Consider the following 22,772-nt stretch of genomic DNA (forward strand, 5'->3'; position numbering starts at 1 on the left):
TTTATCTTTTTCTGTTTAAATTTACCCCTATCAGCTTACCAACTTTGTTAATACGAGATTTAATATACATATAAAATCCTATTATAGTAGCCTTCAAATTATTCCCATTACCACTATGCATTACCGCCTTTTTATATTCGAGAATAGAAGCCCAAGTATCGCTAACTCCTCCTTCTCGCATTTCAATAGTAATCTTATTCAGATAAGTTGCTTTTAATTCTTTTCCAGCTCTAAGCAGTAACTCATAATCCCCAACTATTTTATACTCTATGTTATAGAGTCCATATTGATCAAATAATTTTTTAGCATGAAGTGATCCAGGATGTGCTACAGTCATTCTGTACTGAAAAGCAGGCCAACTCCATGCATCACCATTCACCCAAATAGGCTGACCCTCTATATTCAGCATTTGTACCTTCGAGCTTATATAATCCAAATCCGTGTTTTCAAATTCAGATAAAAAGTTTAAGTAATATGCTAAACCATTTTCCGCTAAACGATCATCTGCTCCCAAAAACATAATCCATTCCCCACTACTGGCTTTCACTCCCTTATTCCAAGCATCATAAATTCCTTTATCTGGTTCACTAACATAATATGTAATAAAAGATTCGTATTTCTGAACTATTGATAATGTTGTATCTTTTGAGCCTCCGTCTATAATAATAAGCTCATAATCCTCTCTCTTGTTTTTTATTACGCTAGAAATTGCTTCCGCTAAATATTTTTCAGCATTATAAGTTGCAATTATTATTGATATCTTCATTTTAAATTATTTATATTATTTCTTACTCGAGGATTTCTTTTAATAAATATTTTGGTATTAAGTGCTAAGCCAAATATCATCCATGCATAATAAATAAAAGGATTTTCATAGGTGTTTACTGAGACCGCACTTGTGATTAGGTATGCTATCAAAAAACCAATTCCTAGATTTGAAAATCCATTTCGCGAAATATTATTAGATATTAAGCTTCCAATTTTAATCTGTAGCCCAATCAATAAGAGTAGCCCTAACAATCCTAGTTCTATACCAAAATTTATAAGAGCTGATTCCGCAAAATATAAGTCAGTATTCAAATGAGTATGTGCAAAATCGGTTGACCCTATTCCTTTTCCTAATGTATTGTTTAAAAAATAATTTAATGCATCAATCGTCATATCTCCTCTCGCCGCTGAACTAGCTTCTTTACCAGACAGGGTAGATTCGATAATAAAATAAAACTTAGGAACACTAAATACTACACTGATAATAAAAAATAAAGTGATAAAAACATACTTTAGTCCAAATTTTCTAAAACCCTTATCCACTATTAAGGTGTAGAACAAAGTGATTAACAAAATGGCCCATCCCGCTCGTGAAAAAGACGTTAGTAAGCAAAAAGCAGATGCCCCAATACATATTTTTAAACCTATAAATTGAAAATGAGAAAATTTAAAACTTAATCTACCAACCCACGCAAATATTCCTAATATTAAAATTGCGCTATTAAATATACCCATTTGATTAGGTCCTCCAGTCATAAGACCACATACTCTATCAAAACCCATAATTTGGAGAGAGGAATTATCATAATAGAGAGTTCCATCACTTCCTTCCTGAAAAGAAGCTCCTAAAACACTTCGAAATGTAACACGCATTGTAGGTGATATAAAATCAATAATACCTGTAATATTTATTAATAAACTCCCCAAAAGAATAATTAAAAAAAAATTTCTAGCGTCTGAACGTGTAAATTGAATCTTAGATACCGATAAAGTCAAAAATACGGGAAAAAAAAGTTTTTTAAATGAGGTCGAGATAGGATAGTCATTATAAAAGCCTATCAAGGTATACCCAAAAATAAATATTGAAAACAATAAAAATAAACTAAATATTTTATTATAAGCAAAATGCTTCAACCTTAAGGTACGTAAAAACAATACTAATATTCCTAATTCCTTCCAAATAGCAAATATCTCCCCCCCGGTAGGAAAGACCACATACTTAATAGTACCATGAATAGGTAATAAAAAAAATATTAAAAAAAGAATACGTTTCTCTGAAGCTTGATTACAGTATATTAAAAATACTGCTATCAAAAAAAATTCTAATATCATAATTCTTTATTAATTAGAGGTTATCTAAAAAGAGGTTTTTTACACCTTATTTATTCAATAGAAAATCTCTAATTTGTATATAAATAAAATCCTTAAATATGACTAAAATTAAGCCATATACTACTGCTCCCATAGCTAAACAAAACAGAAGTTTTAAAAAATTGGGAAGATCAATAAAAAGGCTAAACCAAATAGTCAATCCCATAATGCTGGTAGCTAATACATATTTTAGAAACGATTTTATAAATCCTGCCAAAATAATATCATTCGAGTAAACTAATAAACTTATTAAGAGAATCAATTGTGCTATTACTGCGGCAGCTGCGGCACCATTAAATGAATATAACGGTACTAACAGGAAATTTAAACACAGATTAATTACTGTCGATAGGATCATTAAGACTAACACTACCTTTTCTTTTCCTTGTGGATAAAGAATCTGAACACCTATAAATGAAGATAGACCAACTATTAATATTAATGGGGAAACGATTTTTAAGGTATAAATTGCCTGTTGATATGATGGTCCACAAAACAGAGGAATAATCAAACTGGCTAATAAAAACAAACCAGCAGACATGGGTAAAGAAATTGCTAAAATAAATTGAAGTGCCTTCTGAGAAAGATCAGTAAAACGTTCATTTTGTTTTTCTGCAAATAAATTAGACAAACGAGGTAACATTACCATGCCTAAAGAGTTGACCATAACCAAAGCCACTTGTATTAATTTGGTAGCTGCAGAAAAATAACCTACTCCTTCATTAGTATCAAGAAACCCAAGCATTAAAACATTGATTGTTATGTAAATAACAAAAAAAAGATTCAGAGCAAATGAATTAAGGGTAAACTTGAAATGATGCCAAATACTTAAATCCTGCCAATTAATATTTTTAAAATCAATATATTTCCTAAGACGAAACAGGTTAAAAAAATTCCCTCCTGCTACACCGAAAACATTGTAAACAGCATACCACATTAAATCGGTTTTACTTTTTACTAAAAAAAACAACAAAAACAACGAAATAACTTTAACAATCAATCCTCGAATAGTGATGTATTTGAAATCTTCAACACCTTTATAAAACCATTCACATCCTATTGTCATTAAAAAAATAGATAAGCTCAAAACTAAAAACAATGGGAGTTCGCTTCTAACTTTGGTTACACTAAATCCTAGTATACCAATCACTAAATAACCTAATAGGGTAAGAAACAGGCTTAATAATAATATTTCAAGAGAAATCTTTGTTCTTTTTTCTATATTATCTCTTACTTTAGCTACCTCTCGTACACCATACATAGGTATACCTAATAAGACAAACATTCCTACATAATCAATTATAGATTTTAAAAAATTTACTTGTCCAATACCCTCCGCCATCAATATTCTGGAGGCGTAAGGAAAAGTAATCACAGGAAATAACACGACCGTAACCGTATTAAAAAAGTTTAATAAAAAATTTTTTTTTAGGGATTTAGACATCCGTATTTATTTACTTTGACGTTAAGACTTGTTCTAGTTGCACTCGCGGAAAAATTTCAAGCATTCCGCCTCTGCTTGCATTAAAAATCTTAATGTCATTTTGATTTGCATATTCATTTGCTAATCTATAATCATCCATTAAACCATTATATATATCTTCCGCAGAATTGGCTAAATTATTTGCCCCTTTATAATTAACTAAGCTACTGTGTTTGTTATCCTCAAAAAAATTGCAATCAGTACCCAATAAGTATACCTCTTTGAACCCCATGTAAAACACGATTTGCATCAAAAAGTGAACTACAGAGCTTCCCTCGTATACCAATTTAGAAATATCACTACTTATACTTGTCGTCCAAAAGCGCTTAGGAACAATTTTACGAACAAAAGCATTATAGCCTATACCTTGCTTCAACGGTACCGCAAATCCATTTCCTTTATTCCAGTCAATATACTTATCAGGATAGAATGCACACTTTAATTTAACATTAGTCAGTTCCTCTTTAATTCTTCCAAATACGTTAACATCTACTACCCCATAATAATCAGGTCTCCAATCAGTTTTATCAAACAATTTATAGATGGAATTCATACCAAAACAAATTTCGTCTTTTAAAAGATTTACATCATCTAACGTCAAACTTGGACCTGAAGCGATTATAAAACATCTCTTGCCTTTATGCTTATTTTTAAACTGTTTTAAGTCCTTAAAACGAGATTTAAATATAAATGGAATTATGTATGCTCTATAACTGGTGGCTACAACTTTGTAGGGTAATTTAATAAACCATAATTCCTTTATTTTTTTCATCAATTAATATTTAAAATGAGTTTACTTTTTTCACAGTAACCTTTTGATTATTAATAATATTATTTTCTGTGAATTTTGTAAACAAAATTTCTTTTGCAATATTTCTCTCCCGATCGTAAACCAAATAAATGGTCCCATCTTTTCCCTGCGAAACATCTGGATACGAAACTTTATCTCTTGAATCAATTAATAGCTTATATGGAAAGGTTACTCCATTGTCTTTTGAAAGAAATGCTGTCATATTTTTCCGTGTTTTATCATTACAAGTCACTAAAAGAATATTTCCAGACATCAGGCGACCGATATAAAATTTTACTGCAGCATTCTCTCCGATAGAAGTGAGCGGTTTAAATAATGTCCAGCTTTTTAAATTATTTAAGGATGCTTTAGCGAAATAAATACCGGAATTTTCTTCTCTTATGTAACAACTAAGAGAATCGCCAACTTGCAAAAATTGTGGTTCAGAATAAACTGTTTTTAAATTACTTGGCATTATAGGTATTTCACTACAAAGTATTGGAGAGGAAGCAGGACTACCACCAGTATAAACATCCGCTGTATACAAATATGTTTTGGCTTGCGCATTCGGAGAAAAATTATAATGAAAATTTCCATACAAAGCATGTCCTAACCCATCTAATAAGGTTGGTTTATTACTCATAACACCATTTTCAATTAAAATCTTAGGACCTGTATTTATAATCCATCTATTGTCATAACTAATAGTTGTTTCCCACACACCACCTTTTTCATCCCACCAATTTAGCGCCTTGTTCCATATAAAATGAATATTCCCTAATGGATCCATCCAAAGTCCTGGATCAAAAATACAATCATTTTCGTCAATTGGCGCTATTATTAATCTATTCTCTAACCACGTTACTCCATTATCTATACTTACTGCCAATGTAGCATAGGACCCTGCTCCTTCACCGTGTTGACTTTTTGTAGAACTATTTGAATACCAAGCACAATATAAGACGTCGTTAGTATCTACTTGTACTGCAGGTATTTGCGTAGCTTCCCTTTTTAAATAATCCAAATTAGTTATATGCCCTGATATAAAATTAACACCTGCCTCTGGATAGCTTATCACCTTTTGAGTGGTATCTAATTGAACTTTACCATCTAGTATTGGGCTGGGTACTTCTACAAAATCAATTACATCCACTGCGCCATTGTCTGATTCTACTTGACAGGAAAGCAATAAAAATATTGAACTGAGTAACATAATTAGTGCTTTCATAACGTAATTAATATTAATTTACTCTAAATTTAAAAAATAGTTACTAAAAAACTGAAAAAATCTGTTTAAGTTGCCATAATAAAAATGTTCATATTTGTTTTTTAATCTAATAATCCTTTGGTCTCAAGAACTGTTTTAATATAAATTTGCTCAGCTACAAAGAAATCCAATGGAGTATCAATATCGATAGACTCAATATCTGTTGTTTTTGTAAACTTTGGTTTTTTTCCAATAATATTACGATTTTTAATCAAATCCTCTCTTCTAACCAAAGTAAATCCAAAATTCAATGCCTCTATATTTGGTAAGTTTTGACTATTGGGTGCATTTTCTGGATCATAATTAACTGCCTTTCCGTCTAACCATAGAAATTCTTTTACCACAGAAACCGTCGATAAGCAATCATGATTTACATCATTATAAAAGTCTTTAATTGCTTCCTCCATAGTCTCAATTTTAACAAACGGAGAAGTAACAGGACAATAAGCAAATATTTCTGTCTCCGTTACATTACCAAGATGTTCAAAAAAATCACTACCCGTACATTCCGATGAAGCATAATAATCCTCTCTTCTATGAAAATTCACTCCTAAGTTTATCGCTATTTCAATAGCATCTTCGGAGTCTGTATTTACAACAATATCGTCTATTCCTTTAACCTTTTTTAGGTTATTAATCTTAATTGTTAAAAGATCAGAACCAGCAAAAGGTCGCAAGTTTTTATTAATAACTCTTTGCGAACCTTTTCGAATTGGGATTACAGCGGTAATTTTTTTCATAAAATTATATTTACACTTGTTATTATTAATTAATTATCCAATATTTATGAAAAATTAGATAATAGAATCTTTTGTTACTTAGCTATTTTTAAAATAATTTCAAATCACTCTCCACCATTTCTTTCACTAAGCCTGCCAAATCGTATTGAGGCTTCCATCCAAGCTGTGTCTTTGATTTTGTAGGATCCCCAATTAAAAGATCTACCTCAGTAGGACGATAATATTCGGGATCAACACGCACCACAATTTTACCAATTTCTAATTGGTACAATGAATTGTTACAAGCAGCAATTTTAGCAACTTCACTTTCATTTTCTCCCTCAAAAGTCAATATTACTCCTATTTCTGCAAAAGCCATGATCACAAAATCTCTAATATAAGTAGTCACTCCTGTAGCTATTACATAATCTTCGGGTACGTCTTGTTGTAAAATTCTCCACATTGCTTCCACATAATCTTTTGCATGTCCCCAGTCTCTTTGTGAGTTTAAGTTTCCAAGATATAAACATTCTTGCTTCCCCTTTGCAATAGCAGCAGTTGCCATTGTAATTTTTCGGGTAACAAAAGTTTCACCACGCCTTGGAGATTCATGATTGAATAAAATTCCATTACATGCGAACATTTTATAAGCTTCACGATAATTCTTAGTAATCCAGAAACCATAAATCTTAGCCGCTCCATAAGGAGAACGAGGATAGAATGGGGAGTTTTCATCATAAAATCCTTTTTCGTTTTTATTTTCTGTCATACCTCCGTAAAGTTCTGAGGTTGAAGCCTGATAAATTCTGGTTTTTTCACATAAACCTAAAATTCTTACTGCTTCTAATATTCGTAAAGTGCCTATTCCATCTACATTAGCCACATATTCCGGAGAATCAAAAGATACTTTAACATGAGACATGGCTCCTAAATTATAAATCTCATCCGGCTGTACTTCCTGAATGATTCTGATAATATTAGTAGAATCGGTCAAGTCTCCATAATGCAATGTAAAGTTTACATTCTGTTCGTGCTGATCCTGATAAAGGTGATCAATTCGTTGCGTATTGAAAGAGGAGGCACGACGTTTTACACCGTGTACTTGATATCCTTTTTCTAATAATAATTCTGCTAAATAAGATCCGTCCTGACCTGTAATTCCTGTTATAAGTGCTACTTTTTGTTCCATGCTATGAGTTATGAGTGGTGAGTTGTGAGTTGTGATATTTCGCATTTGCTCGATTTCACTTTTCACTTCTAACTATTAACTAAAAATCACATCTTCACTTCTTTAAAATTATCAATATTTTCTAAAAACCAAGTATAAGTTTTTTCAATTCCTGCTTCTAGATTTACTTTATGCTTCCATCCTAAAGTATGCATCTTGGACACATCCATTAACTTTCTTGGAGTTCCATCTGGTTTAGTTGAATCCCAAATAATATCTCCTTGATGTCCTGTAATCTTTGGAATCGTTTCTGCTAATTCTTTTATAGTCAAATCTTCTCCTGTTCCTACATTATATAAATAATCCGGTAATTTATTTTCCAAAGCAAACACAACAGATTCTGCCATATCATCTACAAAAAGAAATTCTCTCATAGGTGTTCCACTACCCCAAAGCGTAACAGCAGCATTATTATTGATTTTTGCTTCATGAAACTTTCTAATCATTGCAGGTAAAACATGAGAAGAATTTAAATCAAAATTATCATGAGTTCCATAAAGATTAGTGGGCATTAAGCTAACATAATCTTTTCCAAATTGTTTTCGAATAGCCTCACAAGCTTTTACACCGGTAATTTTGGCAATTGCATACCATTCATTGTAGGCTCCAAAGTATCTGTAAGCAGATATTCTTCTTTTAAAGGCTGAGGAGCAAGTTTGGGATAAATACAAGAACTGCCTAAAAATATAAACTTATCAATACCTGCCTGCATGGCAGAATCAATTAAATTATTCTGAATAAGCATATTCTCCATAATAAACTGATAGGGATAATTATTATTGGCTAAAATACCTCCGACTTTAGCAGCTGCATCAATAATTATATCCGGTTTTTCGGTTGCTATAAAATCTTTTACCGTTTCCTGATTTCTTAAATCCAGTTCCTTACTGGACTTCCCTACTAAATAATGTAACCTTTTTACGATAATATACTCCAGATAGCACTTCCTACCATCCCTTTGTGACCCGCAATATATATTTTAGCCTCTTTATCCATATTCTTAAACTTATTGTAATAATTCTGGATTCGCTATTTCTAAATCATTATACAAATCCTTTACATCCTGAGAATGTTCTTTTTGCAACACCAGATTCGCATTATCGGTAGCTATTAAAATCGTGTTTTTCATCCCAATAAAAGCCGTATAATTCTGTGTTCCAATAGTCATATTTCCATTTTCATCAATAGGATGACCTTTAGACACTAAATAATCATATACCGATTCAAAGGATCCTAAATCAGACCATAAAAACTGTGAAGGAACTACCTTAATTTTTTTACTTCGCTCCATTACGGCATAATCAATACTGATAGAAGGAATATCAAGAGATAGTTCTAAATCCAGTTTCCCATCGGTATTATTTTCCCATGCAATTTTAGATTTCTTATATACTTTGGGTTTAAAATGCTTTAACTCGTCCAGAAAAACCCCCGCTTTGAAACAAAACATTCCGCTGTTCCATAAGAAATTTTTCTTCGCTATAAAGGTTTTTGCTGTTTCAAGATTTGGTTTTTCTCTGAATGACAGTACATTTTCTCCTTTAGATTCTATATAACCGTATCCTGTTTCCGGCTTGGTAGGAACAATACCAAATGTTACAATATTACCATTAGCTGCTTTTGCAATGGCATCATTTATTGCCAGATCATACAATTCTTTCTTTTCAATAATATGATCCATCGGAGTAACTATCAAAATCGCTTCGGGATCAGCAGCAAACGCAGCAAAAGCAATAGCCGCGGCGGTATTTCTGGGAGTGGACTCCACAATATCAAGATACTGGATGTTGTTTTTTTCTAAGATATGTCTGCTCAGATGGCAGTTATCCATGTTCCCTACCACAATCACTTTATCTGCCACTTCCCGATTGCGTTCTACTGTTAATTCAAACAGTGATTTACCTTCAAATATTTCTAAATATTGTTTTGGTCTGCTTTTTCTGGACAAAGGCCACAAACGACTTCCTACCCCTCCGGTAAGAATGACGTGTATGATAGTATGTTTTTTATTCATAACTTTTATTCTTTTTTCGATATTCGATATTCGATATTCGTTATTCGTTATTTGTTGTTCGATTTTCGATGAACGATAACCGATTAATCACAGTCTGCCATCTACGCAATCACCCAAAACACCTTTTACATCATAGATGATACTTTTAGTATTTTGGAGTTTTGACAAATCCATACTCAGGAAATCGGCATGTGCTACACCTAAAACCAGAGCATCAAATTTTTGCTCTTCGGCAAGCTCAGTATGACAAATCAATTCGTATTCTTTTTTTACTTCAGCTGGGTTAGCCAAAGGATCAAAAAGGGTCACGCTTATTCCATACTCTTTTAGTGCATTAATGACATCTACTATTTTAGTATTGCGTACATCAGGACAATTTTCTTTAAAAGTGATCCCCAACATTAACAACTCAGCTCCACTAACAGAAATTCCTTTTTTAATCATCAGTTTCACCACCTGAGAAGCCACGTATTCGCCCATACTGTCATTCAAACGTCGTCCTGCCAGAATTATTTCAGGGTGGTATCCTAATTCCTGCGCTTTTTGAGCTAAATAATAAGGATCTACCCCTATGCAATGTCCTCCCACCAATCCTGGTTTAAAGGGTAAAAAATTCCATTTGGTTCCCGCGGCTTCCAGAACAGACTGGGTGTCAATATCCATCAGATTGAATATTTTAGCCAGTTCATTTACAAAAGCAATATTAATATCACGCTGCGAATTCTCAATTACTTTAGCAGCTTCGGCTACTTTTATCGATGGAGCGAGATAGGTTCCGGCTGTAATTACGGATTGGTATAGCTGATTTACTTTTTGTGCTGTTTCAGCAGTAGAACCGGCCGTAACTTTCAAAATTTTATCTACGGTATGCTCTTTATCACCGGGATTAATTCGTTCCGGTGAATAGCCTGCAAAAAAATCAACATTGAATTTTAATCCTGATATGCGTTCTAAAACAGGAACACATTCCTCCTCTGTAACTCCGGGATAAACAGTAGATTCATAAATCACGATATCGCCTTTTTTCAAAACCTTAGCTACCGTTTCACTTGCTTTATATAATGGTGTCAAATCCGGGCGATTATTTTTATCTACAGGAGTTGGAACAGTAACAATGTAATAATTACAATGGGCTATTTCATGTAAATTAGAAGTGCAATACAATCCTTTTTTTTCAGAAATTTTATCTTTAAGCACTGAATTCAGTGTAGTGGAATCAATTTCCAGAGTAACATCGACTCCGGATTGTAATTGTGTCACTCTTGATTCATTTATATCAAAACCAACAACAGCAAATTTTGTAGCAAATAAGCGGGCTAAAGGCAAGCCTACATAGCCCATACCTATAACTGCTATTTTAGAATCAGTATTCATTAATTTACGATCATATTAACCATTTTCAGCGATTTTTTCCAGCGCTTCGCGGCTCCAACCCACACAAATGAATTGAAATCCCTATTTTTCAGTGCGCAAATATAGCAGACTATAAGCTGAATTCCTATAAAACATATAAAATCGAAGCAGAAATATTATCCTGAAACTTTATTAGAAGGAAACCAATACTATACAAAAATCACATCATAGCCATTTAAAACACAGAAACTTCTTGTATCAAATTTCTGTTTCGAAAAAACTAAACGATTTTTCACATTATTTGAGTTTCATTTTTAGAACACATCCCATAGACTCTAAAATTAATACATAATGTGATTTACCCACTTCCTGAACTATGGCTGACTGCGATTTGAAAGGCCCGGATGCTACTTTAATTCTGTCTCCCACCTGCATAGGAGCCAATGAAACATCATATTTATCCGAAGATCCTAACCATTCTTTAATGGTATTGATTTCCTGATCCAGTACAACAGCAGGTTTTCCTAACCAAAAAAGATAACGCACGACTCCTGTGACCTGAAAAACTAAGTTTCTGTCCGCTTCATCCAAATGAACAAAAACATAAGAATTAAAAAGCGGAACCTGTACTTTCTTTTTTCTGTCAGTCCATTGCCTGACTTGTGTTACTAAAGGACAATAACATTCAATTCCTTTTTGAGTTAATTGTTCCGCAACTTTCTTTTCCCATTTTGGTTTTGTATACACTACATACCAGTTCATACTTCTAAATTTTAGTACTACATTCATTCCTGTCCTGCCTGTTTAAGCAAATAGTATCCTTTTCTGCTAAAAAAACAAACTCATCCCTGATTAAAGAAATGAGTCTATAACAATATCATTTTTACATTATGATCCGATAGCCTGATAAACAAATCCTATTTTTCCTAACGCAGAACCGTCTAAAATATTTCTTCCGTCAAATATAAACGCAGGTTTCTGCATAGCATTGTATATTTTTTGCCAGTCATATGAAATAAACTCATCCCATTCCGTAAGAACAGCAATGGCATGAGCTCCGGCACAAGCTTCGTAAGGATTTTCAAATGACAAAACACTGCTTGCATTATTTTCAGCGCTTCTTGACTCTAAATAATCCAAATCAGCCAAAACCTTTTTTCGGGCAACCTTAGGATCATATACTGCTATTTGAGCGTTTTCACTTATCAAATCATCTGCTACATATATAGCGGCAGATTCTCTGGTATCATTAGTATCTTTTTTAAATGCCCAGCCTAAAAAAACAATCTTTTTACCGGAAACCGTATTGTATAAAGTTTTCACTATTTTATCAGAAAAACGTCTTTTTTGATGATCATTCATAATGATCACCTGCTCCCAATAATCGGCTACTTCCTGCAAACCATAAGATTTAGCTATATAAACCAAATTCAAAATGTCTTTCTGAAAACAAGAACCTCCAAAACCTACAGAAGCTTTTAAAAATTTAGAACCAATCCTGCTGTCCATCCCAATAGCCTTAGCCACTTCATTGATATTTGCTCCTGTTTTCTCACAAAGTTCAGACATGGCATTAATAGAAGAAATTCTTTGTGCCAGGAAAGCATTGGCTGTTAGTTTTGACAATTCAGAAGACCATACATTAGTGGTCAGAATTCTATCTTCCGGCACCCAGTTAGCATACACCTCTACCAATGCCTGAATAGCTTTTTGTCCCTCTTCGGCAGTATCACCACCTATCAAAATTCTATCCGGATGCAATAAATCCTGAACAGCCGTACCTTCTGCTAAAAACTCCGGATTTGAAAGGATTTGGAATTTTACTCCGTTTCCGGTATTATCCAAAATGCTTTTTATCGCTTCAGCAGTACGTACCGGCAAAGTAGATTTTTCTACCACTATTTTATCGGATTGGGATACCTTAGCAATCTGTCTGGCACACAATTCAATAAATTTTAAATCGGCTGCCATTCCTTTTCCTTTCCCATAGGTCTTTGTAGGGGTATTTACCGAAATAAAAATCATTTCAGCTTCTTCTATAGCCTGATCAACTTCAGTAGAAAAAAATAAATTACGCCCTCTCGATTCTTTTACAATTTCAGAAAGTCCAGGCTCATAAATAGGGATATTATTTACATCGGCATCGTTCCAGGCCGCTATTCTTTCGTGATTTAGGTCTACCACTGTAACTTGTATCTGTGGGCATTTTTGTGCTATAATTGCCATTGTAGGTCCTCCAACATAGCCCGCTCCAATGCAACAAATTTTTGTAATTTTCATTTTTCTATTTTCTTTTTTCTCCTAAATTTTCCCAATACCAATCCACTGCAATCTTAAGTCCTTGCTGCAAAGAATATTCAGAATTATACCCCAGAAGTTCTTTTGCTTTGGCAATACTGGCTAAAGAATGTGGAATATCTCCCGCCCGGTTAGAACCGTGAATCACTTTAACATTCGTTATTTCTGCATCATATATACTCAAATATTCTTTCAAATAAAGTACTAAATCATTCAGCGTATTTCTATCCCCAAAAGCAGTATTGTAAACCGTGTTAACGGCCTCCGGATTATCTGTAGCCATAGCCCGTTCGTTCATCTGAATTACATTATCTATATAAGTGAAGTCTCGGGAATAATTACCATCCCCATTTATAGTGATACTTTCATGATTCATTAACTGCATCACAAATTTAGGAATCACAGCCGCATAAGCACCGTTCGGATCCTGTTTTCTTCCAAAAACATTAAAATAACGCAAGCCAATAGTTTCTATTCCATAGGTCTTACTGAATATTTCAGCATACAGTTCATTTACATATTTTGTAATAGCATAAGGCGAAAGGGGTTTTCCAATCACATCTTCTACCTTTGGTAATCCGGCAGAATCTCCATAAGTGGAAGAACTCGCAGCATATATAAAACGTTTTACATTAGCCTGCGAAGCTGCTTGTAATACGTTCAAAAAACCGGATACATTCACCTCATTAGTAGTAAGAGGATCATTTATAGAACGTGGTACAGAACCCAAAGCCGCCTGATGCAAAACATAATCAACCCCTGACATTGCTTTTTTACAATCTTCAAAATTACGGATATCACCCTCAATCAGAGAAAATTCAGGATTATCCAGGCATACTTTTAAATTATGACGGTGTCCGGTAGCAAAATTGTCCAGACAAATCACCTTGTTTCCTTTTGCTAAAAAGTACTCACACAGATTAGAACCAATAAAACCTGCTCCTCCGGTAATTAAAATAGTATAATTTGTTATTTCTCTCATCTTTTTTATTCAAAAATTTGCTATAGAGCTGTTTTAAGAAATTTTCCATCTTTAGCGAGGAAAAAGAAAATTTCTATTTTTTAATCTAACGGTTCCTACGCTTTTCTAATCTTATCTCTTATTTTTCCCAAAAAACTTTTGGGTTTTTCATCCTCATGATAACCGCTTGAATAATCTCCATAGCCATAACCGTAAGCATAAGACGTACCGTACTTTGCTTTGTTTTCAAAACCATTCAGAATAATACTTACATTGGTCATTTCACCTCTTTTCACACGATTATTTAACAATGGAATCATCTCCTTTTTGGTTACATTCTGTCTTATAATATATAAGGTTACATCGGCATACTGGCCTAACTCCAATGAATCTGCCACTAAACCTACAGGCGGTGTATCGAGAATAATGTAATCGTATTTTGTTTTTAATTCTTCAACAAATTCAGCCATTGTTTCTCCGATAATTAATTCAGAAGGATTGGGCGGAACAGGACCCGAAAGAATAACATCTAAATAAGGAACTGCTGTTTTATTTACTATTTCTTCCAGTTTTTTTTGTCTGATGAGATAATTTACAACCCCTGAGTCATTAGACAAACCAAACTCATCAGCCAGTTTGGGTTTTCTTAAATCCAGACCTACAATTACTGTTTTCTTTTCGCTTAAAGCAAAAACAGTGGCGATGTTTATCGAACAAAATGTTTTTCCTTCACCACTGATAGAAGATGTAATCATTAAGGTTTTCCCTCCTTCCAGATTTTGCTTTTTATATAAAAACTGTAACGAAGAACGAATCGCCCGAAAGGATTCTGACAATGCTGATTTGGGCTTATCAAAAACCGCCAGTTCACCTTTTTCCTTATACACCCCAACAACACCTATCAAAGGAATCTGAGTCTGTTTACTCACATCTTCTGCATTTTGAACAGAATTATTAATAAAAAAGATAATAAATATAAACATTAACGGAATCAGAATTCCTAAGAAAGACGCTAAAACATAATTCACTGATGTTTTAGGCCCTATCAGTCCTCCACCCACATCTTTAGCGGGATCAATAAAATGAATGTCTGATAAATTGGCTGCCTTTACGATATCAGCTTCACTCCTTTTTTGCAAAAACGTGCTGTAAATATTATCGCTTAAATCGTATTTCCTTTTGATTTTCACCAATTCTTGTTGGTCATCAGGCAATTGTTTAATACTTCCTTCTGCCTGATTAATTTTACTATTCACCAATCCTAAATCAAACTGTAATGCCGATTTTGCACTAGCAATATTTTCAAGCAGAACGCTTTTTACCGCTTCCATTTGATTGTCGAAATCCCGAAATAATTTATCACTTTTTACCGCATAAGCCATTTCAGAACGCTGTGTAGAAAGTGCAATAAGCTTAGAGACATTCGTTACAATATTAGGATCTTCAATTCCGGCAACGGATGGCGCCGGAAGTTTAGAATAATCTACACTGCTTTTTAAATACGATTTAAGGGAATTGTAATAAGCAATTTTCCGAACGATAGCATCTTTTTCAACATCATACTCAAGAATTTTATCCGAAAACCGGGCTCCCCCATCTTCAAGGTTAAAAACATCTTTATCTTTCTTAAAAGATTTCAGTTCTTCCCCTGCTGTTTTCAATTGCGATTCCATAGCAACAAGCGTACTATCAATAAAAGAAATCGTATTGGTTGCAAATCGATTCTTATTGTCAAGCTGCCTTTTAATAAGCATCTTAACCGTTGCATTAAGATATTCGACCATTCGGGCCTTATTGGTACCGGTCATCTTTAAAGTTAAAATAGAAGCGCCCTTATTGTCAGAAATAACACTCACTCCTTTGTAACGGGACACTGCCCCGTTAAAATCATTAAATCGAACGAAATATACTTTCCCTTTATAAAAACCAGGATTCTCTTTTATCTCTAATTTCCAATTCAAAAACGGCAACGAGACTGGCTCTCCAACCTTATATTGCTTAATGAAATCGCCTATTGCAACATTCGTACTGCTATAAGAATTATCAGAATAACTAATTAAGGAAGCAGAATTGTTTTGAAAAGGAATTTTTATCTGGTATTCGGACTCGCTTAAAAAAGTAATTTGGATTAAACTACCTGCTAATTGTCCTTTGTTTTTATCAATCGATACATAAAACGGTACAGCTCCATAAGCATCAACCATATTGTACTTTTCCTGCTGTAAATAATCAATATAAAATTCTAATTTATCAACCACTAATTCGTTATGCGACCGGGATTGTAATGTGGTGGAAACAGTCTGCATTTGATCAGAAATCCCACCCCAATTGAAGGTCAGACTGGTATTGGAAGTAAACAGCGGATTATTTTCTTCCTTAATCGAAATCAAAGTCTCCATCTCATAAATCTTCTCCTTACGAATATTTACCTGATAGGCAATTGTAAAAGCAATTATCAAACTTACCAAAAACCATTTCCAGTAACTCACTATTTTCAGGAGCAATCCCTTAAAATCAAAGCTTAGCTGGTTTTCAAAAATGGAAAAGTCTTTTATATCTAGCATTTTTTACAAAGTATTTTATCTTTTTAACAATAACAAAACAGTTGTTCCTAAAGAAATCAGCGTTAATATTGTACCTAAAGATTCGATACCTGTTTTCCCTGTACCCCAGCTTTTTTGTTTTAGAGGTTTCACATAAATATAATCATTAGGCTGTAAATAATAATAAGGAGAGTGTATCACATTACGATCAGTAAGATCAATATCATGCATTTCAGTACCTGTCGGAGTTTTTCTGATAATAGTTACTTCCTTTCTGTTTCCGGTAAGTGTAATATCACCTGAATTAGCAATCGCTTCCATGATATTTACCTGTTCCTGAAACAAGGTCTTAGTTCCGGTGCTACCTACTTCGCCATTAATTGTATATCTAAATCCTGCCAACTTTACGATAACAAAAATATTAGCTTCTTTTTTAAAATATTCTGTTAATAACTGTTTTTCGATTCGTTGCCTTACTTCATCTAAAGTATACCCTGTCACATTGAATTCTCCCAAAAGAGGTATCCTGATATTTCCATGATCATCTACTGTAAAGCCGTTAAAATACAAAGCTGATTCAGATTTTCCGGATTCATCCTCATTTGTAGTACTGAAAATCTCGACTAATTTTGGATCATTGGCTTTAATAGTAATACTTAAAACATCGTTTGTTTGTAACCGATACGGCTTTGAAACAACTGCCGAAATAGTAGTTTCAGTATTTGTTTCGTCTTTATTTTGCAGGTAAATCAAATCTTTTGTTGATATACAAGACGAAAACAAGACACTGATACTTAATAATAAACCAAATAAATACTTAGTCATTTTATAATTTTATATAACAAATATAGCTTTCATTTTATGAAAACAGAAGCCGTATTAATAATAACTCATTAATTATTTTTTATTGCCTTTTCAAATGGCAAACGCTGTAAAATACTGCGCCCAAGAGTAACTTCATCAGCATATTCTAATTCGTCGCCTACAGCAATTCCTCTGGCAATAGTTGAAATCACAATATCTGAATCAGCAATCTGCTTGTAAATATAAAAGTTAGTGGTATCCCCTTCCATTGTTGAACTCAAGGCAAAAATAACCTCCGTTAATTTTCCTGACTTAACTTTTTCTACCAAAGTCGAAATCTTCAACTGACTCGGACCTACTCCGTCAATTGGCGAAATCTTACCGCCTAAAACATGATAAATTCCTTTAAACTGTCCTGTGTTCTCAATTGCCATTACATCACGAATATCCTCAACAACACACACTACTTCATGATTTCTGTTTTTATTGCTGCATATTTCGCAAATCAGAGTGTCCGAAATGTTATGACAGCTTTCACAAAACTTAATTTCCTCCCTCATATTCACCAATGCCTGCGTCAGGAAATCCGTTTGTTCTCTGGGCTGTTTTAACAAATGTAAAACCAGTCGCAAAGCAGTTCTTTTCCCTATTCCCGGCAATTGCGATATTTCATTGACAGCTTTTTCTAATAATTTTGAAGAAAATTCCATAGTTGCAAATGTAATAATTTGTTCATTGAAATAACTGATTATTCTAAAATGCCTGATAAAATAAATTCCTTTTGAATCATCTGTCTGAAACCTGATTCCGTTCACTATATTTAATTAAAAAAGCCATTTTTCGTATGAAAAACAGCTTACTTTATTTTCGGAACAAAAATTAATATTGGTTTGTAGCTAATAAAACTAATGTACAGGCAACTTCGGCTTTGATATTATTCAATTCTAAAAGCTGATACAACTCCGGATTTTCTGTTCCCGGATTAAATATTACCCGCTTAGGCTGGGCTTCAATAATATAATTATAATAATGCCGTTGATTTTTTGGATTTAAATACAATGTAACAGTATCTATAGCCTTAACAGGAATAGCCTTAGTATGTATTTTCACTCCTGCAACTTCCCCCTGATGCTGACCAATAGCCAGCACAGTATGCCCTTTTTGTGTTAACATATTTATGGCTCTAAAAGCATATCTGTCAGATTTTGTAGTTGCTCCCAGAACCAGCGTTTTTTTATTTTTCATTATTATTTATTTTTGCAAAGGTAGACAAATAGAACTTAAACAGAAGGATACAAAATTTCAATACTTCAAAAAGAATTATTTTTAGGCAGAAAAATTTCTGCCATCATACATCTTGCACTTCCTCCTCCACAAGCTTCGATGGTTTCTAAATCAGCGGTTAAAATACAACCGTATTTTTCTAATTGTGTTATTTGATTCTGACGAAGCGCTTTAAAAGCTGTAGTACTCATTACAATATGTCTTTTATCATCAGCACCTGAAACTTCCAGTATATTCCCGGCAAAATAATTAACCTGTTCTTCACTAATCAGAATAACTTCTTTCCCGCTTGCTCTTAAGTTATCTAAAACCATTTTACGTTCTTTTTTATCTGCAATCATATCTGCACAAATTACAGCAAAATGCTCCCCAATACTCATCATTACATTCGTATGATAAACCAATTTCAGTTTATTATCTACTGTATGAAAAGCTTCAAAAATAACCGGAGCATAATCAAAATCTTCACAAAATTCAATAAAGAGTTCCTCATCAGCTCTTGGTGATAAAGCACAATAGGCTATTGCATTTGCTCTGTCTAAAACTAAACTTCCGGTACCTTCCAGAAAAAGCCCATCCTCTTCTGCTGATGTAAAATCAACACTATTTTCAATCACAAAACCTTTTTCTTCAAGGATATCCAAAACCTCCTCCCGACGCTCATCCCGACGGTTTTCAGCAAACATAGGATACAAAACCACATCCCCGTTTTCATGAAAAGAAATCCAGTTATTTGGAAAAATACTATCCGGAGTATCTGTATCTAAAGTATCTTCTATAACCACTACCTGCACACCGTTTCCCTGAAGCCGGCTCACTAAACCATCAAACTCCTGCCGGGCTTTAGCATTTATAGCCAAAGGCAACATTCCTTTTATTTCTTTTTGAAAATGATTGTTTTCCGTGGTTTGCTCATTCATCCGAAAAGCTACCGGACGTATCATTAAAACCGAATTAGTTACTTGTTTCATCTGAATCTGTTATTATTTATCAAAGATAAAAAAAAGCCTCACTTTTCAGTGAAGCTTCAGTTTGATTTAATTTAAAGATTATACGGGTCTTTTAAATTCTCTTAACGCAGATCCTGTATAAATTTGTCTTGGTCTTCCAATTGGCTCTTTGTTTTCACGCATTTCTTTCCATTGAGCAATCCATCCCGGTAATCTTCCTATAGCAAACATAACAGTAAACATATCAGTAGGAATTCCTAATGCTCTATAGATAATTCCTGAGTAGAAATCAACGTTTGGATATAGATTTCTGGCTTTGAAGTATTCGTCTTCTAAAGCAGCTGCCTCTAATTTTTTAGCAATTTCTAAAATTGGATCATCAACTCCTAAAGTTCCTAAAACTTCATTGGCTGCTTTTTTGATAATTTTAGCACGCGGGTCGAAGTTTTTGTAAACTCTGTGTCCGAATCCCATTAATCGGAACGGATCATTTTTATCTTTTGCTTTAGCCAGATACTTTTCTGTATCTCCACCATTCTGATGAATTTCTTCTAACATTTCTAACACAGCCTGATTAGCACCTCCGTGTAAAGGTCCCCAAAGCGCAGATACTCCGGCAGAAATAGATGCAAATAAACCAGCATGAGAAGAACCTACCATTCTTACTGTAGAAGTAGAACAGTTTTGCTCATGATCAGCATGCAGAATAAATAGTTTATCTAAGGCCTCAATAACAACAGGATTTACTTTATAAGGCTCGGTAGGTAAAGCAAACATTAAATTCATAAAATTCTCTACATATCCTTTTGTATTATCATAATAATTCAAAGGATATCCCATTGCTTTTCTATAGGTCCAGGTTGCAATTACCAAGAATTTACCCATAGTTTTACAAACCGCCTGATACAATTCTTTTTCATTCTCAACATTTACCGATTTTGGATTGAAAGCTGTCAATGCACTTGTCAAAGCTGCTAAAACACCCATAGGGTGAGCTGTTTTTGGAAAGCCATCGATAATGTTTTTCATTTCCTCATTTACTAAGGTATGTTTTCTGATATCTGTTTCAAATTGCTCTAATTGTGCAGCTGTTGGTAGTTCTCCAAAAATTAAAAGATAAGAAACTTCTAAAAAGTTTGCCTGATCGGCTAAATCTTCAATAGCATAGCCTCTGTAGCGTAAAATTCCTAATTCTCCATCCAGAAAAGTAATTGCACTAGTGCAAGAACCTGAATTTTTAAAACCAGGATCAATTGTAATTGCTCCTGTTAAATCTCTTAATTTGTTAATATTGATAGCTTCTTCGTTCTCACTTCCTTTAACAACAGGAAACTCATACTTCTGACCATCAATCTCTAATATAGCTGTTTTTGACATAATAATTTGAAATAAATCTTTACACTTAATAATTTACCAAATCTAAGGATAATAACGTTAATTAAAAAGAGAAAAAAACAGCGATATTGTTAAATTTGATAAAAAAAGCCATTCATTTTAAAATGAATGGCTTTAAAAAAATAACAATTTGTTATTCTTATTTTATTTTGAATGCTTTTTTTCCGGGAAAATAAGCCGTATTTCCTAATTCTTCTTCAATTCTGATCAATTGATTGTATTTAGCCATACGATCTGAACGTGAAGCAGAACCGGTCTTAATCTGACCACAATTTAACGCAACAGCTAAGTCAGCAATTGTATTATCTTCAGTTTCTCCTGAGCGGTGAGACATTACAGAAGTATACCCTGCATTTTTAGCCATGTTAACTGCAGCTATCGTTTCAGTTAAAGTACCAATTTGGTTTACTTTAATAAGAATTGAGTTAGCAATCCCTTTCTCGATTCCAGTTGACAAACGCTCCACATTCGTTACAAACAAATCATCACCTACTAATTGAACTTTATCTCCAATTTTTTCAGTTAATAATTTCCAACCTTCCCAGTCATTCTCATCCATACCATCTTCGATAGAGATAATTGGGTATTTAGTTGTCAACTCAGCTAAATACTCAGCTTGTTCAGCAGAAGTTCTTATTTTTCCTGTTTCTCCTTCAAATTTAGTGTAATCGTATTTCCCGTCTACATAAAATTCAGCAGAAGCACAGTCTAAAGCAATCATAATTTCGTCACCAAAAGTATAACCTGCTTTCTCAACTGCCAATTTGATTGTATCTAAAGCATCTTCAGTACCACCGGCTAAGTTAGGAGCAAAACCTCCTTCGTCACCTACAGCAGTAGAAAGACCTCTATCGTGTAACACTTTTTTCAAGCTGTGAAAAATTTCAGTTCCCATTTGCATAGAATGAGAAAAAGAAGTTGCTTTTACAGGGAAAATCATAAATTCCTGAAAAGCTATCGGAGCATCAGAGTGAGAACCACCATTGATGATATTCATCATTGGAACAGGCAATGTATTAGCAGAAACTCCACCTACATATCTGTATAAAGGCAATCCTAATTCAGCAGCAGCAGCTTTAGCAACAGCTAAAGAAACTCCTAAAATTGCATTAGCTCCCAGTTTAGATTTATTAGCAGTACCATCTAAATCAATCATCATTTGATCAATAAGATTTTGTTCAAAAACAGAAGTACCTACAAGTTCTTCAGCAATTACAGTATTAACATTGTTCACTGCATTTAAAACTCCTTTTCCTAAAAAAGCTTTTCCACCATCACGTAATTCTACAGCTTCGTGTTCACCAGTTGAAGCTCCAGATGGAACTGCCGCTCTTCCTAAAACACCGTTTTCTGTAATTACATCTACCTCTACTGTAGGATTACCTCTTGAATCGAAAATTTGTCTTGCATGAATTTTGATAATAATACTCATATTACTTAGTTTTTAAATTTTAAAATACAAATATATTCTAAGTTTTTCAAACACCGTATTTATTTTTTCAATCTTATCAACGAAAACGTTATAAATCTATTTTTTAAACATA

The 22,772-nt window shown here is 33.6% G+C and carries 19 protein-coding genes and 1 pseudogene; all 20 read right to left on the bottom strand.

What is annotated here, in order from left to right:
- Position 1: 1 nt before the first annotated feature.
- On the bottom strand, positions 2-766 hold the full coding sequence (locus ACSV4D_RS12915; RefSeq protein ID WP_439228599.1) for a glycosyltransferase family 2 protein: 765 nt from the start codon (positions 764-766) through the stop codon (positions 2-4).
- A complete protein-coding gene (locus ACSV4D_RS12920; protein ID WP_439228600.1) occupies positions 763-2,100 on the bottom strand; it encodes an O-antigen ligase family protein in 1,338 nt (445 codons plus the stop codon). Before ACSV4D_RS12920 ends, ACSV4D_RS12915 begins: the two co-directional genes overlap by 4 nt.
- Before the next feature lie 46 nt (positions 2,101-2,146).
- Entirely contained in the window at positions 2,147-3,583 is a 1,437-nt protein-coding gene (locus ACSV4D_RS12925) for a flippase (RefSeq protein ID WP_439228601.1), read from the bottom strand.
- Positions 3,584-3,593: 10 nt separating this feature from the next.
- Positions 3,594-4,394: a 6-hydroxymethylpterin diphosphokinase MptE-like protein gene (locus tag ACSV4D_RS12930; protein WP_439228602.1), complete on the bottom strand. Its 801-nt coding sequence runs from the start codon at positions 4,392-4,394 to the stop codon at positions 3,594-3,596.
- Positions 4,395-4,404: 10 nt separating this feature from the next.
- Positions 4,405-5,640, bottom strand: a complete 1,236-nt coding sequence (locus ACSV4D_RS12935) for a sialidase family protein (protein WP_439228603.1) — start codon at positions 5,638-5,640, stop codon at positions 4,405-4,407.
- 101 nt (positions 5,641-5,741) lie between these two features.
- Positions 5,742-6,419 (bottom strand): acylneuraminate cytidylyltransferase family protein, encoded by a 678-nt coding sequence (locus ACSV4D_RS12940; RefSeq protein ID WP_439228604.1) that lies wholly within the window; start codon positions 6,417-6,419, stop codon positions 5,742-5,744.
- Positions 6,420-6,507: 88 nt separating this feature from the next.
- A complete protein-coding gene (gene gmd / locus ACSV4D_RS12945; protein WP_439228605.1) occupies positions 6,508-7,587 on the bottom strand; it encodes a GDP-mannose 4,6-dehydratase in 1,080 nt (359 codons plus the stop codon).
- Between the two features lie 86 nt (positions 7,588-7,673).
- Positions 7,674-8,622, bottom strand: a pseudogene (locus tag ACSV4D_RS12950) (GDP-L-fucose synthase family protein).
- 10 nt (positions 8,623-8,632) lie between these two features.
- Complete coding sequence (locus ACSV4D_RS12955) at positions 8,633-9,640, bottom strand: mannose-1-phosphate guanylyltransferase (RefSeq protein ID WP_439228606.1); 1,008 nt, start codon at positions 9,638-9,640, stop codon at positions 8,633-8,635.
- Positions 9,641-9,727: 87 nt separating this feature from the next.
- Positions 9,728-11,014, bottom strand: coding sequence for a nucleotide sugar dehydrogenase (locus tag ACSV4D_RS12960; protein WP_439228607.1), 1,287 nt, complete (start codon positions 11,012-11,014; stop codon positions 9,728-9,730).
- Between the two features lie 276 nt (positions 11,015-11,290).
- Positions 11,291-11,755 (bottom strand): UpxY family transcription antiterminator, encoded by a 465-nt coding sequence (locus tag ACSV4D_RS12965; RefSeq protein ID WP_439228608.1) that lies wholly within the window; start codon positions 11,753-11,755, stop codon positions 11,291-11,293.
- Between the two features lie 126 nt (positions 11,756-11,881).
- Positions 11,882-13,273 carry a UDP-glucose 6-dehydrogenase gene (locus ACSV4D_RS12970; protein ID WP_439228609.1) on the bottom strand — a complete coding sequence of 464 codons (1,392 nt, stop codon included), beginning with the start codon at positions 13,271-13,273 and terminating at the stop codon, positions 11,882-11,884.
- A 4-nt stretch (positions 13,274-13,277) separates the two neighbouring features.
- Positions 13,278-14,273 (bottom strand): SDR family oxidoreductase, encoded by a 996-nt coding sequence (locus ACSV4D_RS12975; protein ID WP_439228610.1) that lies wholly within the window; start codon positions 14,271-14,273, stop codon positions 13,278-13,280.
- Positions 14,274-14,368: 95 nt separating this feature from the next.
- Positions 14,369-16,816, bottom strand: a complete 2,448-nt coding sequence (locus ACSV4D_RS12980; protein WP_439228611.1) for a polysaccharide biosynthesis tyrosine autokinase — start codon at positions 16,814-16,816, stop codon at positions 14,369-14,371.
- Positions 16,817-16,831: 15 nt separating this feature from the next.
- The gene (locus tag ACSV4D_RS12985) at positions 16,832-17,620 is read right to left on the bottom strand and encodes a polysaccharide biosynthesis/export family protein (RefSeq protein ID WP_439228612.1); all 789 of its coding nucleotides are present in this window, start codon (positions 17,618-17,620) and stop codon (positions 16,832-16,834) included.
- A 68-nt stretch (positions 17,621-17,688) separates the two neighbouring features.
- A complete protein-coding gene (gene recR, locus ACSV4D_RS12990) occupies positions 17,689-18,309 on the bottom strand; it encodes a recombination mediator RecR (protein WP_439228659.1) in 621 nt (206 codons plus the stop codon).
- A gap of 169 nt (positions 18,310-18,478) precedes the next feature.
- Positions 18,479-18,844 (bottom strand): CoA-binding protein, encoded by a 366-nt coding sequence (locus ACSV4D_RS12995; RefSeq protein ID WP_408082363.1) that lies wholly within the window; start codon positions 18,842-18,844, stop codon positions 18,479-18,481.
- A 65-nt stretch (positions 18,845-18,909) separates the two neighbouring features.
- A complete protein-coding gene (gene ctlX / locus ACSV4D_RS13000) occupies positions 18,910-19,854 on the bottom strand; it encodes a citrulline utilization hydrolase CtlX (RefSeq protein ID WP_439228613.1) in 945 nt (314 codons plus the stop codon).
- A 78-nt stretch (positions 19,855-19,932) separates the two neighbouring features.
- The gene (locus ACSV4D_RS13005) at positions 19,933-21,210 is read right to left on the bottom strand and encodes a citrate synthase (protein ID WP_439228614.1); all 1,278 of its coding nucleotides are present in this window, start codon (positions 21,208-21,210) and stop codon (positions 19,933-19,935) included.
- 157 nt (positions 21,211-21,367) lie between these two features.
- Positions 21,368-22,660, bottom strand: coding sequence for a phosphopyruvate hydratase (eno, locus tag ACSV4D_RS13010; protein ID WP_439228615.1), 1,293 nt, complete (start codon positions 22,658-22,660; stop codon positions 21,368-21,370).
- Between the last annotated feature and the right edge of the window lie 112 nt (positions 22,661-22,772).

This window comes from Flavobacterium sp. ARAG 55.4 (assembly GCF_051846875.1).
Lineage (GTDB): Bacteria > Bacteroidota > Bacteroidia > Flavobacteriales > Flavobacteriaceae > Flavobacterium > Flavobacterium plantiphilum.